The organism is Fodinibius salicampi (assembly GCF_039545095.1).
Classification (GTDB): domain Bacteria; phylum Bacteroidota; class Rhodothermia; order Balneolales; family Balneolaceae; genus Fodinibius; species Fodinibius salicampi.
Genome location: NZ_BAABRS010000005.1, coordinates 146,679 through 169,307 on the forward strand (window position 1 = coordinate 146,679; position 22,629 = coordinate 169,307).

General features: G+C 41.1%; 21 protein-coding genes. 12 read left to right on the forward strand and 9 right to left on the reverse strand.

Annotated elements, in window-relative coordinates; translation table 11 throughout:
- Window positions 1-12: 12 nt before the first annotated feature.
- Entirely contained in the window at window positions 13-684 is a 672-nt protein-coding gene (locus ABEB05_RS16020; RefSeq protein WP_265791523.1) for an SOS response-associated peptidase, read from the reverse strand.
- A gap of 94 nt (window positions 685-778) precedes the next feature.
- On the opposite strand from ABEB05_RS16020, the gene ABEB05_RS16025 reads away from it, so the two are divergent.
- Together ABEB05_RS16025 and ABEB05_RS16030 are read left to right on the forward strand one after the other, a co-directional pair.
- Window positions 779-1,726, forward strand: a complete 948-nt coding sequence (locus ABEB05_RS16025) for a CPBP family intramembrane glutamic endopeptidase (protein WP_265791521.1) — start codon at window positions 779-781, stop codon at window positions 1,724-1,726.
- Window positions 1,727-1,818: 92 nt separating this feature from the next.
- Window positions 1,819-3,177, forward strand: a complete 1,359-nt coding sequence (locus ABEB05_RS16030; protein WP_265791519.1) for a DEAD/DEAH box helicase — start codon at window positions 1,819-1,821, stop codon at window positions 3,175-3,177.
- A gap of 110 nt (window positions 3,178-3,287) precedes the next feature.
- On the opposite strand, the gene ABEB05_RS16035 is transcribed toward ABEB05_RS16030, so the two are convergent.
- From ABEB05_RS16035 to ABEB05_RS16045, 3 genes are all read right to left on the reverse strand, one after another.
- Window positions 3,288-4,529 carry an aminotransferase class I/II-fold pyridoxal phosphate-dependent enzyme gene (locus ABEB05_RS16035; protein WP_265791517.1) on the reverse strand — a complete coding sequence of 414 codons (1,242 nt, stop codon included), beginning with the start codon at window positions 4,527-4,529 and terminating at the stop codon, window positions 3,288-3,290.
- A gap of 438 nt (window positions 4,530-4,967) precedes the next feature.
- Window positions 4,968-5,309, reverse strand: a complete 342-nt coding sequence (locus tag ABEB05_RS16040; RefSeq protein WP_265791516.1) for a hypothetical protein — start codon at window positions 5,307-5,309, stop codon at window positions 4,968-4,970.
- A gap of 11 nt (window positions 5,310-5,320) precedes the next feature.
- The gene (locus ABEB05_RS16045) at window positions 5,321-5,455 is read right to left on the reverse strand and encodes a hypothetical protein (protein WP_265791514.1); all 135 of its coding nucleotides are present in this window, start codon (window positions 5,453-5,455) and stop codon (window positions 5,321-5,323) included.
- A gap of 430 nt (window positions 5,456-5,885) precedes the next feature.
- Between ABEB05_RS16045 and ABEB05_RS16050 the strand changes: the two genes are divergently transcribed.
- Together ABEB05_RS16050 and uvrA are read left to right on the forward strand one after the other, a co-directional pair.
- On the forward strand, window positions 5,886-6,815 hold the full coding sequence (locus ABEB05_RS16050; RefSeq protein ID WP_265791512.1) for a DUF4412 domain-containing protein: 930 nt from the start codon (window positions 5,886-5,888) through the stop codon (window positions 6,813-6,815).
- 268 nt (window positions 6,816-7,083) lie between these two features.
- Window positions 7,084-9,897: an excinuclease ABC subunit UvrA gene (gene uvrA, locus ABEB05_RS16055; protein WP_265791510.1), complete on the forward strand. Its 2,814-nt coding sequence runs from the start codon at window positions 7,084-7,086 to the stop codon at window positions 9,895-9,897.
- Window positions 9,898-10,267: 370 nt separating this feature from the next.
- Here the strand turns inward: uvrA and ABEB05_RS16060 are convergent, their stop codons facing one another.
- Entirely contained in the window at window positions 10,268-10,645 is a 378-nt protein-coding gene (locus ABEB05_RS16060; RefSeq protein ID WP_265791508.1) for a hypothetical protein, read from the reverse strand.
- A gap of 261 nt (window positions 10,646-10,906) precedes the next feature.
- On the opposite strand from ABEB05_RS16060, the gene ABEB05_RS16065 reads away from it, so the two are divergent.
- Together ABEB05_RS16065 and ABEB05_RS16070 are read left to right on the forward strand one after the other, a co-directional pair.
- Window positions 10,907-11,497, forward strand: a complete 591-nt coding sequence (locus tag ABEB05_RS16065; RefSeq protein ID WP_265791507.1) for a porin family protein — start codon at window positions 10,907-10,909, stop codon at window positions 11,495-11,497.
- Window positions 11,498-11,600: 103 nt separating this feature from the next.
- Window positions 11,601-12,380, forward strand: a complete 780-nt coding sequence (locus ABEB05_RS16070; protein WP_345694315.1) for a ThuA domain-containing protein — start codon at window positions 11,601-11,603, stop codon at window positions 12,378-12,380.
- A gap of 15 nt (window positions 12,381-12,395) precedes the next feature.
- Here ABEB05_RS16070 and ABEB05_RS16075 read toward each other — a convergent pair whose 3' ends face one another.
- The 4 genes from ABEB05_RS16075 to ABEB05_RS16090 form a co-directional block, all read right to left on the reverse strand.
- Window positions 12,396-12,650: a hypothetical protein gene (locus tag ABEB05_RS16075; RefSeq protein WP_265791505.1), complete on the reverse strand. Its 255-nt coding sequence runs from the start codon at window positions 12,648-12,650 to the stop codon at window positions 12,396-12,398.
- A 224-nt stretch (window positions 12,651-12,874) separates the two neighbouring features.
- Window positions 12,875-14,167 carry a hypothetical protein gene (locus tag ABEB05_RS16080; RefSeq protein ID WP_265791504.1) on the reverse strand — a complete coding sequence of 431 codons (1,293 nt, stop codon included), beginning with the start codon at window positions 14,165-14,167 and terminating at the stop codon, window positions 12,875-12,877.
- Window positions 14,168-14,283: 116 nt separating this feature from the next.
- Entirely contained in the window at window positions 14,284-14,820 is a 537-nt protein-coding gene (locus ABEB05_RS16085; protein ID WP_265791502.1) for a Yip1 family protein, read from the reverse strand.
- Between the two features lie 40 nt (window positions 14,821-14,860).
- Window positions 14,861-15,373 (reverse strand): outer membrane protein, encoded by a 513-nt coding sequence (locus ABEB05_RS16090; RefSeq protein WP_265791500.1) that lies wholly within the window; start codon window positions 15,371-15,373, stop codon window positions 14,861-14,863.
- A gap of 197 nt (window positions 15,374-15,570) precedes the next feature.
- Here ABEB05_RS16090 and ABEB05_RS16095 point away from each other — a divergent pair, with 197 nt between their 5' ends.
- From ABEB05_RS16095 to ABEB05_RS16120, 6 genes are all read left to right on the forward strand, one after another.
- Window positions 15,571-15,888, forward strand: coding sequence for a hypothetical protein (locus ABEB05_RS16095; RefSeq protein WP_265791498.1), 318 nt, complete (start codon window positions 15,571-15,573; stop codon window positions 15,886-15,888).
- A 72-nt stretch (window positions 15,889-15,960) separates the two neighbouring features.
- Complete coding sequence (locus ABEB05_RS16100) at window positions 15,961-17,649, forward strand: potassium channel family protein (RefSeq protein ID WP_265791497.1); 1,689 nt, start codon at window positions 15,961-15,963, stop codon at window positions 17,647-17,649.
- A 428-nt stretch (window positions 17,650-18,077) separates the two neighbouring features.
- Window positions 18,078-19,967 (forward strand): tRNA uridine-5-carboxymethylaminomethyl(34) synthesis enzyme MnmG, encoded by a 1,890-nt coding sequence (gene mnmG / locus ABEB05_RS16105; RefSeq protein ID WP_265791496.1) that lies wholly within the window; start codon window positions 18,078-18,080, stop codon window positions 19,965-19,967.
- An 11-nt stretch (window positions 19,968-19,978) separates the two neighbouring features.
- Window positions 19,979-20,608 carry an RsmG family class I SAM-dependent methyltransferase gene (locus ABEB05_RS16110; protein ID WP_265791495.1) on the forward strand — a complete coding sequence of 210 codons (630 nt, stop codon included), beginning with the start codon at window positions 19,979-19,981 and terminating at the stop codon, window positions 20,606-20,608.
- Window positions 20,609-20,699: 91 nt separating this feature from the next.
- A complete protein-coding gene (locus ABEB05_RS16115) occupies window positions 20,700-21,647 on the forward strand; it encodes a helix-turn-helix transcriptional regulator (RefSeq protein ID WP_265791494.1) in 948 nt (315 codons plus the stop codon).
- 6 nt (window positions 21,648-21,653) lie between these two features.
- A complete protein-coding gene (locus ABEB05_RS16120; protein ID WP_265791493.1) occupies window positions 21,654-22,598 on the forward strand; it encodes an L-lactate dehydrogenase in 945 nt (314 codons plus the stop codon).
- Window positions 22,599-22,629: the final 31 nt, after the last annotated feature.

Genomic DNA, 22,629 nt, shown 5'->3' on the forward strand with positions numbered 1-22,629 from the left:
TCCCCTTCCTTTTTATTTGGGTATGGGTTGTATGAGTTCAGGGTTATTATTATCCGTATCATTTACCTCTTCAGAAACACGATTGACCGCCATTTTACTCATCGGATAAGGTTTTATCAGGCGATTAAGCTTCTGTTCATCTAATTGATCTTCACCCAGCCATGCCGTGTACTGTTCTGTATCCAATATCACCGGCATTTTATCACCAACCGGCTGTATAAGTGCATTAGCCTCTGTAGTAAGAACAGCACAGGAATACACGTCCCGCCCCGTTGACGACTTCCAAATAGAATAGATGCCAGCCATGGCCATCAATTCATTGGAGAGCAGGCGAATAAAGAAAGGGGTACTCTTCTTTTCTGTCGTTTTCCATTTATAAAATCCGTGCGCAGGTATCAGGCAACGCCGTTTACTAAGGCATTCCGTAAGCCATTCGTTCTCTTCAATAGCATCCAGGGTAGTTTCATAGTTTTCATTTCCCGCCCGTTCTTCCTCCGCATCCGGTGGAATCAGTCCCCATCGGAACTGATAGATCTTACGCTCCTCCTCCTGATACACAACCGTAATACGTGATCCAGGAGTTATATTAAAATGGGATTCAAAAAAGTCGGACCGCTCTGTCCGAACGTTAAACTGTTGTTCTATATCCTCTTGAGTGCCTTTAAATACAAATCGGTCGCTCATAAAAACGTTTATTTAGACTTTTCTCCTTTTAGTGTAACTTTCACTTCTTTTATACTAAGGTAACCGTCATAGAACCACTAATGTTTCTTAATTTATGAACTTTTTTTTTAATGAAAGGGAAAAACGCCTTCGCGCCGGATGGCGACTTATAATCCAGCTTGTCCTTTTATTTTTTATGGCCGGCTTCCTCACTCTGGGTTTCCAGTCCATTTGGCAAAGTTCCCTATCTATTGCTTCAGCCATTCCTCAATCCATAGGATTCATTTGCAGCGTCTGGATTGCCGCCCGATTACTGGATAAACGTCCCCTTAAACATTACGGATTATCATTTAATTCACAATGGATCAAAGACTTTAATGCTGGTATAATCATTGCCGCTACAGCAATAGGGGTAATTTTTTTCGCTGAATGGTTTATGGGATGGCTTTCCATTTCCGGCTACGGCTGGGAAAACAAAACAACGCCCTATTTCATTGCGGCCCTGTTAAGCTCATTGACTGCAATGCTACTGGTTGGTTTTTATGAAGAACTGTTTTCCCGTGGCTATCAACTTTTAAACCTGACTGAAGGTCTTCAATTTCCCAATATTAGTCAGCATATAGCTGTTGCCGGAGCTGTAATCATTACTTCCGTCTTATTTGGACTACTTCATACATACAATCCAAACGCTTCCGCTGTTTCTACCTTTAATATTATACTGGCAGGGGTAGTTCTTGCCGTTCCCTTTGTATTAACGGGAAAGCTGGGTTTATCTGCAGGTCTTCATTTCAGCTGGAACTTTACCCAAGGCTCCGTATTTGGTTTTCCGGTGAGCGGCTCGTACCTAGATACTTCCCTTTTACTGATTGATCAAAAAGGGATGGACATTTGGACCGGTGGAGCTTTTGGTCCGGAAGCAGGATTAATGGGAATCGCCGGAATGGCAATAATGTTAGGGGGTTCATACGTTTATATATTGAAATCGGGATATAAAAATGGTATTTCCAGCCTATTTTTAAAGAAAAATACGCCAACCATAAATTCAGATGAGCAAGCCCGATAAGTTTTGTATATTCCATCAACTGATTGAGTGTTACTTGATTTTGAAGTAATACATTTTGCAAAAGAACACTAATTAAAGGAAAGGTTAGAAAGTTGAAGTTTGAAGATATTAAGTTAAGCCCCAATATCATGAGCGGGCTTCAGGATGTTAACTACACTGAACTTACCGAACTCCAGGAAAAAGCACTTCCCAAGATACTAGAAGGTAGTGATGCACTGATTAAAGCTGCACCCGGGAAAAGCAAAAATGCTACTTTTGTTATCCCAGCCTTAGCTAAAATTGATGGCAAGGAGGAAGTCGAGGGTACAACCACCCTTATCTTAACACCCAATTCTGATGAAGCTCAACAAATCGATGAGCTCGTCTGGGCAGCAGGCTATCATGCACAAGTTGAGTGCGCTTCTATTGATCTTGACGGTAGTGAAGAGGAGCAAAAAGCTTCTTTAAATGACGCTCCCCAAGTTATTGTAGCGAATCCCGGACCTCTGCTCAGCGTAATGCAAGACCTGCGTTTCATTTTTCGACACATAGATTACCTGGTTATTGATGAGTTGGATAAGCTAGCTTCGCTCAATTTAATACCAAAAGTTAAGAATATTTTAAAGAGAGTTTTGTCTGAACATCAAACGCTCATTTTTACCTCTGAACTAACCGATGAGGTGGAAGCATTTGCCAAAGATAACCTGGAGGATGGCATTGCCATAGGTTTTGATGAAAATGGAGTCCCTCCGATGCTTGACAAGCCCCCGACCGTTCCCCAGGATATCTCCCAGGGATATATTTATGTACCCAATCGGATGAAAATAACTACTCTGATGGCTCATATTGAAGAATCTCCCAATGAGCGGGCGATTATATTTACTGCATCGAAACGAGGTACCGACCGACTGTACAAAGTACTTCGCAAAAATAATTTCAAATCTACGAGTTTGCACGATAAGCTTTCTGACGAAAAGCGGGCTCAACGCTTCGCTAACTTTACCAACGGGGATGTTCAGTTTCTTCTGGTCGGTGATTTATCGGCTACAACCATGGATATTGACAATGTAAAACAAGTAATTAATTACGATGTTCCGGAAGACCCTGATGAATATCGATACCGTGCTAACCTAGTCAGCCGTGGCAAAGCTTCACGTATTGTTTCCCTGGTATCAAAGCAAGACAGAAATGATATTAATAAACTCGAAAGCGAGCTTGGCCAGTCTCCCAAAGAATTAGATCTTCCCGAAAAGGTTCAGCAAAAACTCGAAGAACGCCGTAAGAAGAAAAAGGAATCTAATAATCGGCGTAACGGCAATAAACAGAAGAAACAGCAACAGAAAAAGAAGAAAAAAGAGATGGAACTTCCCCGTCCCAGCTATGAAAAATTGAGTGGTGGCAAAACGGGTGGGGACAAGAAAAAGGACAAAAAGTCTGGTGTCATTGATATGCTTAAAAACCTTTTTTCCTGATTAAACTATCTATGTATAGTGCTCCATCTGAGAGCAATTTTATCAAACAAAAAAGCCCCGATTTGGGGCTTTTTTATTTGTATAAGTAAAAGGAATAAGAGGTATTATATTTATGCTGTCATTCTTTTCTTTTCCTCAGCTTTTACCTCTTTCAAAGCCACATCTTTAATAGCTTCAAATCCCTTTAAAGTTTTCTTAATATGTTCTTCTGTATGTGCGGCTGTTGGTATCAAACGTATAAGCACTGTTCCCTTTGGAACAACCGGATACGTTACTCCACTTACAAAGATGCCGTGCTCTTCGCGCAGTTTTCGCATTATAAGCTGACATAAATCTGTACTTCCCTTTGTGAGTACGGGCGTTACCGGGCATTCTGCCGGCAATACATTATAACCGATTTCCCGGAGTCCTTCACGCAGCATATTTGTATTCTCCCACAACTTTTCTCTCCACTGGGGGTTCTTTCTGATCATTTCCAGACGTTTACGCGCCGATTTTACAATTGGCATCGGTACGGACTTGGCAAAAATCTGGCTGCGAACATTCGCTTTCAGAAATTCAACGGCTCGTTTTTCAGTTGCAACAAAAGCTCCAATTAATGCAAAAGCTTTGGCAAAGGTCCCAAAATAAAGGTCAATACCATCATGGCACCCAAGATGGGTGCCCGTTCCGGAACCGTCTTCACCCATGGTTCCTACTCCATGGGCATCATCCACAAGCAGGCGGAAAGGATATTTTTCCTTGAGGGCGATCATCTCTTCCAGAATACCCAGATCGCCCGTCATTCCAAAAGCTCCTTCTGTTACCACTAATACCGAAGAATTCGGCTTCGCATTTCTATGGGCACGCTCGAGCTGCTTTTCAAAGCTTTCTATATCGTTGTGCTTGAATACAAACTTTTCGGCCATCGCCAATTGTTTTCCATCTACAATACATGCATGGCTCAGCTCATCGTAAATCAAAAAATCATTTCTATCGACTAAAGCATGAATAACGCTCATAATGCCCTGATACCCATAGTTCAACAACAAAGAATCAGGCTTATGAACAAAGTCAGCCAGTTCTTCCTCGAGCTTTTCGTGCTCGGTAGAGTTGCCAGTCATTAAACGGGCTCCCATAGGACTACTCAGACTATAGTCCTGTGCAATATTCTTGTCATAGTCCTTTACTTCTTCGTTACTGCCAATTCCTAAATAATCATTAATACTCCAAACGATTACATCATCGCCATTAAACTTCATTGTAGGACCCAAGGGACCTTCTAATTTGGGAAATGTATAATAACCATATCCTTCTGAGGTGAACTCACCCAATGGTCCGGGCCTTCCCTCAAGCTTGTCAAATAAATCCATAAAGAACTAACCTGTTACTTATTTTGTAAAAAATTTATCTAAATATGACAGGTCTTTACCCCCGCCAAAACATCTCAAAAAGGTAACGAAAAATGCCCTATTCTCAAAAATAGGGATATTTAAAGTTTCTTCTTTTAATTAATTGTTTTCTTTCTGCAGCGAATAAAATATTGGTTTTTAAGTGTAAAGAGATCCCATTTTAGCCGACCAGATTTTAACCAAAGAAGTCCATCCTATACTGCTTTCTATGCCCTATTAACAATATTATAATTGTTTTGAAATATCCAATACAGTTTTTTCAAAAAATCGATGTCTTCTTTTTGGGTACGATGATTAATAAAACAAACCCTTAGTGCCGTTTTACCCGTATTTTAGTTCCCGTGAGAAAGATCCGTCCGTCGGTCTCAATTTTATTTATGAGTCGATCATTCAACTTATTCAGCTTTTCATGATCCGCATTATCGGGATTATATCTGAAACAAACAATCGACAGCGGTGCCGACAATTCCAGCTTGCTACTTTTTTGAACCAATTCAACCAAATATTGGGCTTTCCCGATATCTGATTAAATTTCATTCCGAATCTGACGCGCACCTGCTTCCCCAATTGATCAGTATCCATAAGCATCTGGTCATCTAATGGAATTTTACGCAAGCATTTCTTCCCTAAACCCAGCATATCCATAGCTTTATCAAAGCTGGAATGCCCCTCTTGGGGTACATAAACCGTCATAGGATTCAATCCATACAACCCTTCATCTGAGGCATCTGTAGTTGCCATAATATTTCGGGCTACTGCCAAATTCGCAACTGAACTGCCACTTGGTTGCCACCGCCGGTAATGTATCCATAAAAACGGGGACCAATATTGTTGGTTATTGTGCTGAATACTTTCTCTCCCACCTCATTTAAAGGATCTTCTAACAACTTTTGGACCTGGTCTGTGATTTGTCCGCGAAAATCTTCCCATCTCTATGTTCTTTATAAAAATCAGAAACTAACTTACCAGCTTGTTGAATCCACTGCTGAAATTGCTGTGAGGAAACGTCGAGACTCATTGTTTGCTTTTTTACTGCTGTGTTTTATTGAAAAACTTAAATTCGAAATTTCAAATAGCTTCCCAAAAAACTTTGAAAAGCGTATCTCCCTCTCCAATTATAAATACCAATAATCTATTCTAGGAATCGTATTTTCGTATCAATAAAATTCACTTGTCATTTTCTTCCTTATTCATGTTCAATTGTCATAGGGAATATATCTAAGCAGAAAAACTTTTTTTCTAATCATAAATAAACTTTCTGGAATATTTTGTAGATTGAAATATTAAACTGGGAGAAACACTTAATGGAGAGTAACTATGAAATATCTAATTGTACTTTTATGTGGCGTTTTGATGTCTTTAACCTTCAGTATTGATGCTGAAGCCCAACTTTTGAACAGGCTTAAGAAAAAGGCACAACAAGCCGCCGAAGACAAGGCAGAGCAGAAAATTACTGAGAGGGTTGAAAGAGCTTCCGAAGAAATGGTAGAGCGTTCCTGGAATTCCGTCTTTGGGGAAATGTCACAAGACAGCACCTCCGGTCTACGGCTTCCCTTTACAATGAACAGCAACGTAACCACCGAGGATGAGTACCACTTTGATACCATTACGACAATGGAGATCAAAACCACCGGGAAAAACGGCGAGTCCGATCCGTCCGTTATCATGGATATGCATTTTAACGAAAATGAAATGTATACCGGCACCAAATTTAAAAGTGAAGAAATGAGTAAGGAAGATGGGGACCTTTTTATCATTTATGACTTTAAAAACTCTGCCATGCTCATGTTAATGAGCAACAATAAAGACCAATTTTCTTTTGCCTACGACTGGAAAGAAGCTTTGGAGCACACTGAACAAGACATAGATGAGCAAGAGGAGACGGATTGGGATGAAGTTGATGAGTGGCAGGGATACACTAAAATCGGGACTAAAACCATTCTTGGCTACAACTGTGACGGCTATCGCTCTGAGACGGAGAACGAAAATATCGAAGTATGGGTTAGCCGTGATGCAGATTTCGGTATGAACAATCTATTTAGTGCCAATGCCAACGCTAAGCAGCTAAAAGGTAAAATCCCGGAAAATTATCCACATGGGATGCTCATGGAAATGAATACCAAAGACCTCAAAAGTGGTGATATAACTACGATGAAGGTTACGGATATCAAGAAAGATACCCGGGTGAATTATGTAATGTCCGATTACCCAACTATGAGTTTGGGTTCTATGGGCGAACAAAACTAATAAGTTAACCATTCCTCCCCTTATGAAGGAATCGCTGCCGGTAGTATCTCGGAGAGTGATTCCTTCATAATTTCCTGCATTGAACCTGTTATACTGCTTCTATAAGTCTTCCATCTGCAATTTACAAGACCCTGTTGTAGGTAACCTCCCAACTGAACGCACCATTTAAGTAAGCTGTTTTAACACTTCTTCTGTATATATTTAGACCTAATTTTCTTTCATAAAATTCGTACCTTTACCCGTTTATCAAAACGTAAAGCCATATTGAATGTCTCAGACTGAAACAACTTCCAAGAAGCAACAGCAAGATCATTCTAACGAAGACCGCCCCATCATTGTTAAGGGAGCACGCGTACACAACCTGAAGGATATTGACGTTGAGATTCCCCGGAATAAAATGACCGTTATCACCGGTGTTTCCGGATCGGGGAAGTCAAGTTTGGCATTCGATACCATTTATGCCGAGGGACAGCGTCGCTATGTGGAGAGTCTCTCCAGTTATGCCCGCCAGTTTCTGGAACGCATGGATAAACCCGATGTGGATTTTATGCAGGGCATTTCTCCTGCTATGGCGATACAACAGAAAACCACCTCCTCAAATCCCCGTTCAACAGTTGGTACCACTACCGAAATTTACGATTATATGCGCCTGCTGTATGCACGCATTGGTCATACTATTTCTCCCAAGTCCGGGAAGAAAGTCAAAAAAGACAGTACCAAAACCGCTATCCAAGAGCTGCTGGAACAATTTGATGAAGGAACTAAATTCTATGTGTTATTTTCTATTCCCAAACATGAAGAAAAGGGGCTGGAAGATGAACTAACGGTATTAAAGGAAAAAGGATATCCCCGACTACTCCATATCAATAAAGAAAATATTCTCGATCTTACGACGGATGAGATTGATACCGGCGAAATTGAGCCCAAGAACTACCGGGTCTTGGTTGACCGACTGGCCCTGAAAAGTGATGACGATACTCGCAGTCGCATTGCTGGCTCTCTTGAAACGGCTTTTCGTGAAGGAAACGGACGTTGTTCAGTTAAAATACGAGATGGTAAAGAGTTAAAGTATAGCGAGCGATTCGAAATGGACGGGATGGAGTTTCACGAACCGACGCCCCAAATGTTTTCGTTCAATAATCCCTTTGGGGCATGTGACACTTGCGAAGGCTTTGGCAAGGTTTCGGGTATTGATGAGGACCTGGTCATTCCAGAACCCGATAAGACTATTCGTGATGGGGCCATTGCTCCTTTCACAGGAGAAAAATTCAGCCGCCATCTTCGCGATCTTATTAAAGTAGCCGCGCGCCACAGTTTACCTATTGATACTCCCTACCAAGACTTGTCAAAAGAGGTTAAAAATATACTTTGGGAAGGTAAAGATGAATATGTCGGTATCCGTCCATTTTTCGAAGATGTAAAAAGCCAGTCATACAAAGTTCATATGCGGGTATTTTATTCCCGTTACCGGGGATACAGCCGCTGTCCTGATTGTGAGGGCTACCGCGTGCGAAAGGACGCCCTCCATGTAAAAGTCAATGACAAACATATCGGTCAGGTAGCCGAAATGACGATTGGACATGCCCGGGAGTTCTTTGAAAACCTAGAGCTTACCGACTTCGAAAAAGAGGTAGCCGATCAAATTTTATTTGAAATTAGAAAGCGCCTAAAATATTTGGATGAAGTAGGTCTTAGCTATCTAACCCTTAACCGTTTGGCCAAAACTCTGAGCGGAGGCGAATCCCAGCGCATTAGTCTGGCTAATTCACTGGGTAGCTCGCTTATAGGCAGCCTTTATGTACTGGATGAACCAACGATTGGACTTCATCCCCGGGATAACGACCGACTCATTAATATTTTGAAGTCACTTCGTGATATCGGAAATACCGTATTAGTAGTTGAACATGACCCTGAAATGATTAAATCGGCTGATAATATCATCGATATTGGTCCTTTTGCCGGTGTACATGGCGGAGAGGTCGTATTTGAGGGGGATTTTGAGGATTTATTAGATTCCCCTACTCTTACTGGAAAATACTTAAGCGAACGAAAAAAGATACCTGTTCCCGAAAAACGACGTGAAGGAAGCGGCAACTCTATTGTGTTAGAAGGAGCATCTGAAAATAATCTTAAAATGCTGGATGTGGAATTTCCACTTGGAAAATTTATTTGTGTAACCGGTGTCTCTGGGTCAGGCAAATCCACTCTGGTTCACGATACCCTTTACGCTGCAATTCAAAAACAACTGGGAAGCTATAAAGAAAAGATTGGCCGGCATCGAAAAGTAACAGGAGTCAATCATATCGATTCGGTAGAGATGGTAGACCAATCCCCTATCGGCCGATCATCGCGATCCAATCCGGCCACCTATACAAAGGCTTTTGACGGTATCCGCGATTTATTCTCTAACACGCGGCAGTCAAAAATTATGGGCTACGAACCCGGACATTTTTCTTTTAATGTGCCCGGCGGACGCTGTGAAACCTGTCAGGGCGAGGGTATCCAAAAAATAGAAATGCAATTTATGGCCGATATTGAACTGACCTGTGAAGAGTGCGGCGGCAAGCGATACCGAAAAGATGTGCTACAGGTTAAGTACCGGGGAAAAAACATCCACGACGTACTGGAAATGTCTGTTTCAGAAGCTATTGAGTTTTTTGTGGATGAGGAACGTATTACTACAAGGCTACAGCCACTTGAAGATGTCGGACTCGGATATCTTAAATTAGGTCAAAGTGCTCCCACCCTTTCCGGTGGAGAGGCACAACGTGTAAAACTGGCCAAGTTCCTGAGCAAGCCGGCTGGGGATCATACGCTCTATTTTTTCGATGAGCCGACCACAGGTCTTCACTTTGAAGATATTGCAAAGCTGCTTGATTCTTTCAAGGAATTAGTGAATAACGGACATACCGTCATCATCATCGAACACAACCTTGATGTAATCAAGAGTGCCGATTATATCATTGATATTGGTCCAGAGGGAGGATTCGCCGGCGGAAAGATTGTAGGTACGGGCACTCCCGAGGAAATTACGAAATTAGAAGATAGTTATACGGGTCGATATTTGAAGGAGGTATTATAGTTAAAAGACCATCCACCCAAGGAGGGTACCTCTTATTTAGGGATACCTTCGTTAACAGTCAGACCTATCCTGCTATCTCAAATATCAATATTCATCCCGATTAAATGGGAATGACATATTAGGAGGTTTTGTAAAACCTCCTAATATGTCATTCTGAACTTGTTTCAAAGTCTAATTTCCGGGTTTCAGTCATTTAAACAAATGATCCTGAACTAAATTCAGGATGGCACCTTAGTTTTTGCAAAGTCTCCCATTAAATATAAAAAGCCTCACTCCCATTAATTCATGAAGTGAGGCCTTTATGGGTACAAGATTTTATCTCAGACTGAGTGTACCAAATCTTACAGACATAGAAATAACAAGAAAAGAATTATTCTGAAGCTCTTGTTAAGATAAGCTCCTGCGGACCTGAAGGTCCGGGACCGCCCTGTCCTTCGAAGGTAAACTCCATAACAATCTTGTCATCATCTTCAAGTACACATTCATGGGATATTGTGGCACCATTGAACTGAGTATCAAAGGAAAACTCATTACCATCTACCTGCCCATTCAAAATTTCGATCTCTCCCATGCCTCCTTCTACCGTACCGGTTAGCGTATCTTCATCTACATTAAAGTTATATGTAATCTCTACCGGTCCATTCGGACTGTCCATCTTCCCAATCCAGGTCCCGTCAATACCAGAATTAACACTTGTAAAAGCAGCAATAATTAAAAATGCTGCGAACATCCCAACTAACTTTTTCATAGCTATCGTGATTTAATTAATAAGAAAAAACAATGATTATACGGTGAATACTATACATTGTTACAATACGTATAACTTTCTACAAAAAACTATACTAAAAGATTGTATTTGCCCTTATATATTTTTGAAGTTCTTTAATTGAGCATGGAGTTTTCGTTATATTTTAAGCTATATTACTTCTATATATAATATATCCTATGAAACTTCTTTATGGGATAGCAGTATGAATGAGATGATGAATCTTAATTAACCTATTTTGTCATGAAGAAATTATTACTATCTGTTTTTTTATTATCCGGATTGGTTTTAATGACCACTCCAGCAGCTCACGCTCAATTTTCGATCAAGGGTGGAGTTAATTTAGCCAACTTTAATGATACCGACGCCTCGTTTGATTCCCGTACGGGCTTAATGGCAGGCGCAACCTATAGTTTTGGTATCCCGATGAGCCCTATCTCAATAGAACCTGGTGTGTTTTATGCCCAAAAAGGTGCTAAAATATCAGAAGGCTCTGTTGAAACAACTACTAAATTAGATTACATTGAAATTCCTGTCATAGCCAAATTTGACTTTATTCTGGACAACCCTATGTTGACGCCTCACGTCTATTTTGGACCCTATGCCGGTTTTAACATTAATGCCGAACAAGAAATTTCCGGAGGCGATAGTGCTGGCACATTTGATATTGAGGATGAAGTCAAAGGAACTGACTTTGGTGTTGTGGTAGGCGCCGGAGCAGATATTACGAAGTTTAATGTTGGCATCCGATATTCAGCAGGCCTTACCAATACATTTGAAGATGGCGATGGGAAAAATGGGGTCCTCTCCCTTGTGGCTGGTGTTAATTTCTAATATCCCGTTTTCTTCACTTATTTTTATAGCTCCACTTTAATCGGTGGAGCTATTTTTATTCTATATTTTGGGCTCACCATTCATTTTAATAGATTATCTTTCCATGAAAACATTCAAAACCAGACTTATGATGAAAACCCAACTTATGCACCTCGTGCCCCGCTCTCTCTTCTTATTTTTCTTTATTGCCTTCTTCGCTATTGACCTATCTGCACAATCACAATCCGACCAACAGGTACTTATATTTAGCAAGACAGAGGGGTTCCGCCACAGTTCTATAGAAACCGGAACAAAAGCACTCCAACAACTAGCCAGCAACGAAGGTATCAACACCCGCCATACTGAAGATTCCCGGTACTTTCATCCGGATAGTCTCAGTTCTTACAATGCTGTTATCTTCCTAAATACTACCGGAAATGTTCTAAACGATAGCCAGGAAGAAGCTTTTGAACAGTATATCCAGAATGGCGGAGGATTTTTAGGCATCCATTCAGCGGCAGATACCGAATATGAATGGTCGTGGTACGGTGATTTAGTCGGCGCCTATTTTGTTAGTCATCCTCATATACAGAAGGCCACCATCGACGTAGTGGACCAATCGCATCGGGCCACTTCTTTTCTTCCTAAAGAATGGAAAAGAACCGACGAGTGGTACAACTATAAAAGTATCAGCAAAGAAATTAATGTATTAATGGAACTGGATGAGTCCAGTTACGAAGGGGGAGAGAATGGCGACTTTCATCCTATTGCCTGGTATCATGAGTTTGATGGAGGGCGCGCTTTTTATACCGGAGGCGGCCACACCGAAGAAAGTTATTCGGAAGACCTTTTCATGGATCACCTACGGGAAGCGCTATATTATGTGATTGGAGATAAGGAATAAAGGGCAGAAAAATTTTTAATTTGACTGTTCAATGGGTACAATCTGGCCGGTGGGAGTAATCTTCTCACCAGGTCCGGGTTCTTCTTGGGGAAATTTATCGATAGACACATCCGGATCCCGATCATGCGGCACATAATGATCATGAGAACCATGAGATACCGCTGTATAGGGCTTTTCATTAAAATAGCCAAGAGCATCAGCCAACGCAAAACTTGCCAAGACCAATACTACTCCGACAAAAATATACTTAAGTCTATTTTTAGAGCTCATAATTTTTGAATTAGTCTCTCATTGTTTCAACACTTCTTAAAGATACGATTGTTCAGCTGAGAACCGAAATACTTCTATCAAATTTCATTCAAATAAAAAAGTCCGCCGATTCCTTTAAAAACCGACGGACTTTCTACTTAATCAATCACTAAGACCTGTTATAAAGCAGGCCTTAACGCCCAAGTTCAATAAATAACTTGCCTCTCTTAATTCCTCATTTGATTTTATTCAAACACCAGAAATTGTAATACGCGCTCTTGTGGTCTCCAGTTAGGAGTATGCTCCGACTCAACCGTATGGTATGAGCTATAAAACACACTTCCATCTCCCGCCTGGAACGAGACGGTTAACGGACGAACTCCTGAACCTCCGCTCCATGCAACGTCTCCTTCTACCCATTGCGTTACATCCGAAGAAGCTCCACTATGCGCCCCTTCTATAACAGCCCAACCACCTAAGAAGTCAGTAATATGGACCGTATCGTCATCATTAAGGCAGCTTTCTCCGTCAAAGCAAGTAACATTTTCTAACCACGTTTCCATATTGGTTTGCAAAAGAGCGCCATCGGTTTCTATGCCAGAATTGCCAACCTGGGCATTATTCCATTCTTCCGGCTCATTAGCGGACTTGCTATCATCTCCATGGTAATCGACATAAGAAGGGAAAACCTGCTCGATATAATCATACGCCCAATCCGTTGTATATAAAATACCTCCGGATTCCACATAATCTTTTAGAGCAGTCCGGTCTTCTTCACTTAATGTGGTTGCACTTCCCGAAGACTTACCATGAACATGATTGTGGGTATGCGGGGTGGCTTTTTGATTAAGGGGCGATTCGTTTGCCCCGCAATTGATAAAAATAATATCATAATTGAACAGATCTTTTTCTCCATCACCATCTTCATCCGTAAATAAACCGGATGTATTTCCGAAGATATCGAACTGTTCGGTTCCGGGTACGAGCCGGCCAAAGTTATAATCATTTTCATCGGTTCCAACCTCTCCAAAACCAACCTTTGCTAAAATGTCCTGCATTCGATCATACGATCCTTCGACTACAGCTATTTCGCCGTCAAAACTCTCGCTGGCACTAGGCATATTTATTTCACCAAGCTCTCCTCCCTCAGCATTTACATCAACCGTCTGCTCAAAAGAGAAAATTCCTTTAAAAATTTTCAGCAGCACATTGCCACTTGTAACCGGAACGTCAAACGTAAAGGAACCATCGGCTTCCGTACAGGTATAAACCGAATAGCTTTCCGTGGGCTCTTTACAATCCTGTGCATTTGTGGTTGAAGAGGCAATGCCTTTTGCCTTTGCAACAATTTTATTTGCCCCTTCTCCGGGAATAAAAACCGTTGCTCCCGAAAGCGGGGTTTCCCCGTCCGGAGCTGTGATAGTTCCTTTTACTTCCGTTGTTTCCGTCTCTCCTGGTCCTGATGAGTTATCTCCGCACGCCTGAAGAGATAACAACAATGCCGCCATAAGTATAGTTATGTAGATATTAGTTTTCATGATATATTTATATTGTGATTTAATTCTCGATGATAAATTAGGTTTCCTTATTGTATACGAAGTGTGAAATAAAAACAGCTCAAAAAAGTGAATATGAGATTATAAAAATTTCCCTATCACATATATGGGCTTATCATCTGTGGAGCTATGAACAGGGATAACAAGAACTGGATAACAATTAATACGAGAGCTGAAATCAAAACATACGTTAGTCGCTTATCATCCGGTGTTTCCATCATTTCTGAGATCCCAATCCAAAAAAGATAGATACTATAGAGACCAAACAGGCCTACCCAGCTCAACAATAAGGAAAGATTGGCGATAATTGCCGCTAAAAGCGAAGGAGTAGATGCATAAACAACCAGTTTAAAGGCATTATTCAGGTTTTTAGCTGAATTGAACTTTTCAGAGAGCTCATTAACCACATAAGAAGCAATTACAATCGAAACGATAGGCATTATCAACTGATAAATTGCCCACCACACGGACCATGTGCCTATCAATCCTGTGATTACAGATAAGGCTACTAATGGCAGAGCATAAAACAGAATGAGGTCCCACTTAGAACGTTGCTCGTCCTTTATTTGCTTCCACTCCCTTTTAGGCTCTAAAATAATTCCTTTTGCCCGATCAATGATATATTGAAAGTCCATGATCTAACCTTCTTTAGTTACTTGTTGAATTTTCACCTCTTTAAATGCTTACTCTCACTCCAAGACCGAGGATTAATTGAGAAACATCATCCCGACCGATAATATATTTTGCTTCGCCATACGTTCGCCCAAAACCCATATCGAGTTCTGCGCCAGCCCCTGCATTGATACCTAAATTTGTATCGGACTCTGTAAAAGAAGCAGCCCCGTCCGGATCATATTTAAAGCGATGATGCATAATATTTAATCCCGTCAATCCATACAGGCTAAAAATCTCTTCGTCCACCGCCATCAGATGACCATTGATATTTCCTTCAATCTGATCAAACCTGCTTTGGGCATTCTTTTCAGGAACAGAATAGCCTACATCTGCTCCAACTCTAATTGGTAAATCTGGTAAGCTGTAATACAAACTTACATTAAAATTCACATTTTCAGATTTGCTCCCATAACCCACTCCACCGCCGGCTCTTATTTCCTGAGCTTCTACAGTAACAGTCCATATAAATGCACTGCAAAGAAGTACGGTTAATAAACAACTTAGTTTTTTCATAATCCCATCTTTTTTATTGGTATTGTTCTGCGTCTCACTATTTTAATACGAAAGGCAAGACTAATTTGGGTCAAAAATTTTTCCTGTTCAGACTATCTATTTATTATTCTGTGATGATTATTTTATCATAGCTTATATTTCCGTTTTTTATATCATCCAGTAACTATGAGCATAATTTATAATTAACTCTCCATCTTATGACAACCGAAGAGATTAACAAAGGAAGCCGATTAATAGAAAATCTGATGGGTAGCACCATTAAGGTTAACCAGGAAAATGTTAAGGATATCCCCCTAGCCTTTCTGGCTACAGAGGATATGAAGTTTCACCAGTCGTGGAAATGGTTGATGCCTGTTGTTATTAAAGTTGAGGAAGAGCTCGGCTACCCGGTAACTATTGAGAATAAGCGGTGTGAGATACAAGCAGAAGGAGAAAAATTTGAGCATGAAGATGAGACCAAGATTCTCGCTGTCTGGCATGCAATCGTTCAATTTCTCGAATGGCGGGAAGAATAAAAACAGATCATTTACATATAATTTCCGTTATACCAGTCCCAATGCCTCCAGCAGTCACTTATAATTTCTTTCATGAAGTTTTTTACTTCACAACTAAGTTTTTTTCTTTCGAATCGTAGCACTACGGTAAACATAAAAAGACTGTTTCGCTTCTTAACAGGTCTTGCACTCCTCATCCTTGCCTACAGCATTATATTTCACTTTATAATGCTGTATGAGGGACAAGCACACAGTTGGGTAACCGGTTTTTACTGGACCCTGACGGTAATGTCTACTCTTGGCTTCGGAGATATCACCTTTACAAGCGATCTGGGGCGCGTTTTTTCGGTTGTGGTTCTTCTTTCCGGCATGCTTTCTCTACTTATCTTACTCCCATTTACTTTTATTGAGTTCTTTTATGCCCCCTGGCTGGAAGCACAGTCTAAAGCAAGAGCCCCCCGCGAGCTTCCAGAAGACACCAGGGATCACATTATCATAACCCATTTCGATCCTATTTCTCAATCACTTATAGAAAAACTCGACTATTATAATTATCAGTATGTTTTGTTGATTGATGAACTTACAAAAGCGTTGGAATACTATGACCAGGGATATCAGGTTGTTTTTGGAGAACTGGATGATCCCGAGACCTACCGAAAGTTAAGGGTGGAACAGGCTTCTATGGTCGTAACCCTGGGCAACGATATGGCTAACTCCAATATCAGCAATACCGTCCGCGAACTCGATGAGGATGTTATTATCGTAGCTACAGCGAACTCCGCTAATTCTCTGGATCTTCTTAAGCTGGCCGGAGCAAACCACGTTATACAGTTGGGACGCATGCTAGGCCGCTCGCTATCGCGAAGAACGATCGGACAGGATCGTCGGGTACATGTAATTGGCCGTTTTGAGGATTTAATAATTGCTGAGGCCACCGCTTATCAAACACCCATGGTAGGCCAAACCCTTAAAGAAAGTGGAATACGTGAACAATTGGGGATTAACATTGTGGGAATATGGGAGCGGGGTGAGTTCAAACCCGCTCGTACAGATTCAGTTATCAAAAAGGAAAGCGTCTTGGTAATTGCCGGAACGCTAGAACAACTGCGCACCTACGATGAGTATATGGCTATCTACCAGGCATCTGATAAGCCCGTTATCATTGTGGGGGCAGGCCGGGTAGGGCGCGGTACTGCGGAAGCATTTGAAGAGCGGGGAATGGATTATCGAATCATAGAAAAAAATCCTGATCGCATAAAAGATAATGACAAATATATTTTAGGAAGCGCTGAAGATATAGAAACCCTCAAAAAGGCAGGCATTCAAGATGCTCCCTGTATCATTATTACCACGCATGATGACAATGTAAACATTTACCTTACCATCTATGCCCGACAGTTACGTCCTAATATACAGATCATCAGTCGCTCTACCCTACAACGAAATGTATCTACCCTGCATCGTGCTGGTGCTGATTTTGTAATGTCATATGCTACGATGGGTGGCAATGCTATTTTTAATATTTTAGAGCGCAATGATGTGGTTATGATCGCAGAAGGTCTTAACGTCTTTTCCATTGAAACCCCTAATTCCCTTCAAGATAAGACCCTGAACTCCAGTAACATACGTGAAGAAACCGGATGTAATGTATTAGCTATTAAAAAAAATGGAACACAGGTGACGAATCCTTCCCCAGATTCTGTACTTACCGCAGATAGCGAGCTGGTCTTAATTGCCAACAGGGAGGCCGAAGAAGCTTTTATGAATAAGTACATGGATTAACAATTCCCTCTCCCATAATTTGTTTCGACCTATTCTACCTTGACCGGACCAAGCGTTTCTATCTCCCCTCACCCTATCACATTTTAATCCTAATATCCGATATTACCTGACCGGCCATTCAGGCAGCTGTTGCAACTATAAATAGTATATAGTATCTATTACAAAATAGACAATATTATATATTATAATTTTATAACCATTATTACTTAGTTTTATCTATTTGCATACTTTTTAATTAATATCTGGCTGAGTTGTAACCTTCTCTTATAGAATAATAATCAGCACTTGTGGTTAAATTTTCTCCTCTAAAACTCTTATTTTACAAATTCCTCTAATGTACAGCTTGATTAACCATACATTGCTGTATATGCCACCTTATAAATATTTTAGCTTATTAAGTGCAATAAAATCAATCACTTACCCTACTTATGAAGTCTCTTTACCCTACCTATGATGTTATTGTAGTCGGTGCCGGCCATGCTGGCAGTGAAGCTGCTGGTGCGGCAGCTGAGATAGGTGCGAAGACCCTACTCATTACTATGAATCTGGATGCCATCGCGAAGATGTCTTGCAACCCGGCTATTGGAGGTATTGCAAAAGGGCAGTTAGTTCGTGAAATAGATGCCCTTGGAGGGCTTACGGGTATTGTCGCTGATAAGTCGGCTGTTCAGTTTCGGATGCTAAATACCAGCAAGGGACCTGCTATGTGGAGCCCCCGATGCCAAAGTGACCGAGCCCTCTATAGCAAGACTATGCGTGAAGAACTGGAAAAAAAGGATAACCTCTATTTCCGTCAGGATAACGTTGTTGATGTCCTTACTACGAATGACGGCAAACGGGTGACCGGTGTAAAAACCTCAACCGGGCAATCCTTTGAGGCCCAATCAGTTATACTAACAACGGGTACTTTTGGCAATGGCCTTATTCACATTGGGGAAACTAATTTTGGCGGGGGACGATCTGGTGAGCGGGCCTCTGTAGGTATTTCCGGAGCTCTTGAGGATCTCGGTTTTGAAGTGGGAAGGCTCAAGACCGGAACACCGCCCCGCATTGACGGTCGTTCTATTAACCTTGACAAGCTTGAGATACAATATGGTGATGAAGATCCAGCCCCCTTCTCCTTTTTGACGGACTCCCTTCCTTTTCAGGAAGAACAGCTTACCTGCTGGATGGGCGACACTAATGAAGAAGTTCATGATGTATTACGCTCTGGTTTTGACCGAAGCCCTATGTTTAATGGGACCATTGAATCCACAGGTCCACGCTACTGCCCAAGTATTGAAGATAAAATTAATCGTTTCTCCGAAAAAGACGGTCATCAACTTTTCCTGGAACCCGAGGGATGGAATACCTATGAGATGTATTTGAATGGATTTTCCACCTCCTTACCTGAAGATGTACAATACAAGGCACTTCGAACAATACCGGGTTTCGAAGAGGCCGTAATGCTCCGCCCCGGCTATGCTATTGAGTATGATTATTTCCCACCCTACCAGATAAGGCGAAGCATGGAGACCAAAATTACTGAAGGACTCTTCTTTGCGGGACAAATTAACGGAACTACTGGATATGAGGAAGCCGCTTGCCAGGGATTGATGGCTGGTATTAACGCTGCACGAAAAGTTCAGGGAGATGAAGAGTTTATTCTTAAGCGATCCGAAGCATATATAGGCGTTCTTATCGATGACCTTATTACTAAAGGTACCGAAGAGCCATACCGGATGTTTACCTCCCGTGCAGAACACAGAATTCTACTCCGCCAGGATAATGCGGATCTTCGACTTACAGAACTGGGCCATAAAATTGGGCTTGCTTCTGAAGAGCGCTTCGAGCGATACAAAACAAAAAACGAAGCTATTAATAAGGTTCATGACCTCATAGCCGATTACACAGTCTACCCAGAAAAAATGGACCCCATGCTCGAAGAGCAAGGCACCAGCACCTTATCTCAGCCCGTAAAAGCCAAGACACTTATCCCTCGTCCGCAACTCTCCATTTATAATCTTTTGGAAGCAGACGATGAGCTTAATCAAAAGGTTGAGGCTATTACAACCGATGAAGACGTCCTCGACCAGGTAGAAATACAGATCAAATACGCCGGATATATAGAAAAAGAGTTTGAAATGGTGGAAGAAATGCGCAAGCAGGAAGATACGCTTATCCCAGACTCTTTAAACTATAATAAAATAAACAGCCTTTCGGCCGAGGGAAAAGAAAAAATGGAGCGTATCAAGCCCGAAACGCTGGGACAAGCCAGTCGAATAAGCGGCGTTTCACCCAGTGACATTTCCGTATTAATGGTCTACCTGAATAATTAATAACGTTTCACGTGAAACACTCTACAAAAAAACTGAATGTTTCACGTGAAACATTCAGCAATACCGATCAGCTATTAGAAAAGTACAAGCCAAAGATAGAAACCTATATAGATCGTCTTTTTTGGTGGAACAAGCGTATAAACCTTGTAAGTCGCGATGTTTCACGTGAAACAATACTTGAACATATTCGCCATTCCTTACTATTAGCTCAGTTTGAGTCATTTACCGAAAGCCAAATAATTGTCGATGCCGGTACCGGTGGTGGGCTTCCAGGCCTTCCCCTTGCAATCACTCATCCCGAAAAAAGATTTATTCTTAATGATATTGTATCTAAAAAATGCATGGTTCTTAAGCAAATAGCCCGAAAACTAGCAATTAATAACACTGAGACTATTGATGTAACAATAAAAAATGTGCAGGTGCAAGACCCCTTTCTTCTGATATCTAAGCATGCATTTAAAATTAATGACCTATACAAAATGACCGCCCATCTCCCTTGGTCTACTATGATCCTTTATAAAGGAGGAAACTTTAAATCAGAATTAGAGGGTATAGAAGAACCCCTTGACATTCAATCTATTGAGTTATCACCGGGCGGAGATTTCTATAGTGGAAAGGCGCTGATTATAATCAACAGGTAATTAAACTTACCAAGCCCGCCTTCCTGACTGTAACTATTATTTATTTCGTTTATATTGGGCAGTCAATATTACTGCAAATACAAGCCCATTTATGAACAGTACAGAGCGCCGGATGAAGCTCATTCTTATGCTTCAACAATCCAATAAGAGAATTACGGTAAATGATATAGCTGAAAAATTTGACGTAAGTCGCCGGACCGTTTTTCGAGATTTTAACGCTCTTTCAGAAATGAATGTCCCTATAACCTGGGATGAATACAATGGGTATGGCATCATGAGGGGATACAAGATCCCTCCCCTCATGTTCACCTCTAAAGAGCTGGCCACAATAATGGTCGGACTCAATTTTGTCAAATCACAGGTGGATAAAACTTTGATTAAAGATGCAAAAGGAGTAGAGTTAAAAATAAAAGAAGTACTCCCTGAAGAACTACTTACTTTCATGGAGTCGCTGGGTGAACGGACCGTTGTGGACCCCTATTTAAATTTTGGTCCCGAAAAAATGGAAGGGGGCGACTGGTATGTTATAAGTAATGCCATTTCCGAAAACCAATCCATCAAATTTAACTACCGCTCTAAATCTGACGAAAAGACTAGCAGTAGAAAAATTGATCCCTATCTCATCGTTTTTTTCCGCGATCACTGGAATGTGATCGGACACTCTCACAAAAGAGACGCTGTTCGGAACTTTGTACTTGATCGGATGTCAGATATACAAATTTTGGACGAAAACTTCGTTCCTCACGGTAAGATCGACGTAGAAGGTCTTATTTTTCGATCTGAGAGCACTTCCCATCGAATAGAGGTATATGTACACGAAACCGACGAAAAGCGCTTTAAAGCAAATCTACCGGCTAAAATAATTAAGGAAAAGAAAGAAAAACCTAATTTTATTCGGATAGGGTTTTTCTTTGATAATATCAATTTTATAAACAAATGGCTGTTGCAGTTTTCAGAAAATATTAAAATAGTTAAACCAGATATTCTAATAGAAAAAAGGAAAAAACTATTAGAAAAAATGATAGAAAATATAAATTAAATTATTATGATACAGAAAAGATCTGTTGCTATAATAGGAACCGGCAACGTTGGAGTAGCTGCTGCCTATGCCCTCTTCAATCAGCGCATTGCTAGCGAAATCATCTTAGTTGATTTAAATCGAGAGCGAGCTGAAGGAGAAGCTATGGATCTGATGCATGGTCAACTTCTTGTTGGAAACGTTAAGGTTCGTGCAGGAAGCTACGAAGATTTAAAAGATACCCAGGTAGTGGTTGTCACTGCGGGGGTAGGACAAAAATCTCCTGATGAATCACGCCTTGAATTATTGAACAGGAATGCCGCGGTATATAATGATATTATTTCAAAATTGGATGAGTATGCTCCAAATGCTATACTCATTATTGCCACCAACCCGGTAGACATCCTCACCTATGTCTCCCAAAAATTAAGTGCTCGTGAACCACAGCGTATCATCGGAACCGGTACGCTTCTAGATACCGCCCGGTTTCGTGCCTTACTTGGACGTTATTATGATGTAGATCCACGTTCAGTACATGCCTATATATTAGGAGAACATGGTGACTCAGAAGTGCCCATCTGGAGTCAGGCCAATATTGGGGGCCAGCCTATTCAGCATAATACGGTTCTGGGAAAACCCTATAACAAAGAGGCGCTGGATAAGCTTTTTGAGGAATCTAAAAATGCCGCGTATGAAATAATAAAACGTAAAGGTTTTACCAACTCAGCCATTGGCGTAGTTATTGCACGAATTGTAGAAGGAATCCTAGAGGATGAGAAAAGCGTAATCCCCGTAAGTGCCTATTGGGATGGCGCTTACGGAATTAATGATGTCTGCATGAGTCTTCAGAGTGTAGTTGGAATTGAGGGTGTCAAACATCGCGTGCTCCCCGACCTTGACCAGGAAGAAATACAGGGATTGCGCCAATCGGCAGAGATATTGCAAAGCAGTTTGAAGAAAATCGATATTTAAAAAACCAAGATACTACCTGATTAATAGTAAT

Bases quoted from the DNA above. Each gene is read 5' to 3' on its own strand.
- ABEB05_RS16020 (WP_265791523.1), bottom strand. From the start codon at position 684: ATGAGCGACCGATTTGTATTTAAAGGCACTCAAGAGGATATAGAACAA.
- ABEB05_RS16025 (WP_265791521.1), top strand. From the start codon at position 779: ATGAACTTTTTTTTTAATGAAAGGGAAAAACGCCTTCGCGCCGGATGG.
- ABEB05_RS16035 (WP_265791517.1), bottom strand. From the start codon at position 4,529: ATGGATTTATTTGACAAGCTTGAGGGAAGGCCCGGACCATTGGGTGAG.
- ABEB05_RS16040 (WP_265791516.1), bottom strand. From the start codon at position 5,309: ATGGCAACTACAGATGCCTCAGATGAAGGGTTGTATGGATTGAATCCT.
- ABEB05_RS16050 (WP_265791512.1), top strand. From the start codon at position 5,886: ATGAAATATCTAATTGTACTTTTATGTGGCGTTTTGATGTCTTTAACC.
- uvrA (WP_265791510.1), top strand. From the start codon at position 7,084: ATGTCTCAGACTGAAACAACTTCCAAGAAGCAACAGCAAGATCATTCT.
- ABEB05_RS16060 (WP_265791508.1), bottom strand. From the start codon at position 10,645: ATGAAAAAGTTAGTTGGGATGTTCGCAGCATTTTTAATTATTGCTGCT.
- ABEB05_RS16065 (WP_265791507.1), top strand. From the start codon at position 10,907: ATGAAGAAATTATTACTATCTGTTTTTTTATTATCCGGATTGGTTTTA.
- ABEB05_RS16070 (WP_345694315.1), top strand. From the start codon at position 11,601: ATGAAAACATTCAAAACCAGACTTATGATGAAAACCCAACTTATGCAC.
- ABEB05_RS16075 (WP_265791505.1), bottom strand. From the start codon at position 12,650: ATGAGCTCTAAAAATAGACTTAAGTATATTTTTGTCGGAGTAGTATTG.
- ABEB05_RS16080 (WP_265791504.1), bottom strand. From the start codon at position 14,167: ATGAAAACTAATATCTACATAACTATACTTATGGCGGCATTGTTGTTA.
- ABEB05_RS16085 (WP_265791502.1), bottom strand. From the start codon at position 14,820: ATGGACTTTCAATATATCATTGATCGGGCAAAAGGAATTATTTTAGAG.
- ABEB05_RS16090 (WP_265791500.1), bottom strand. From the start codon at position 15,373: ATGAAAAAACTAAGTTGTTTATTAACCGTACTTCTTTGCAGTGCATTT.
- ABEB05_RS16095 (WP_265791498.1), top strand. From the start codon at position 15,571: ATGACAACCGAAGAGATTAACAAAGGAAGCCGATTAATAGAAAATCTG.
- ABEB05_RS16100 (WP_265791497.1), top strand. From the start codon at position 15,961: ATGAAGTTTTTTACTTCACAACTAAGTTTTTTTCTTTCGAATCGTAGC.
- mnmG (WP_265791496.1), top strand. From the start codon at position 18,078: ATGAAGTCTCTTTACCCTACCTATGATGTTATTGTAGTCGGTGCCGGC.
- ABEB05_RS16115 (WP_265791494.1), top strand. From the start codon at position 20,700: ATGAACAGTACAGAGCGCCGGATGAAGCTCATTCTTATGCTTCAACAA.
- ABEB05_RS16120 (WP_265791493.1), top strand. From the start codon at position 21,654: ATGATACAGAAAAGATCTGTTGCTATAATAGGAACCGGCAACGTTGGA.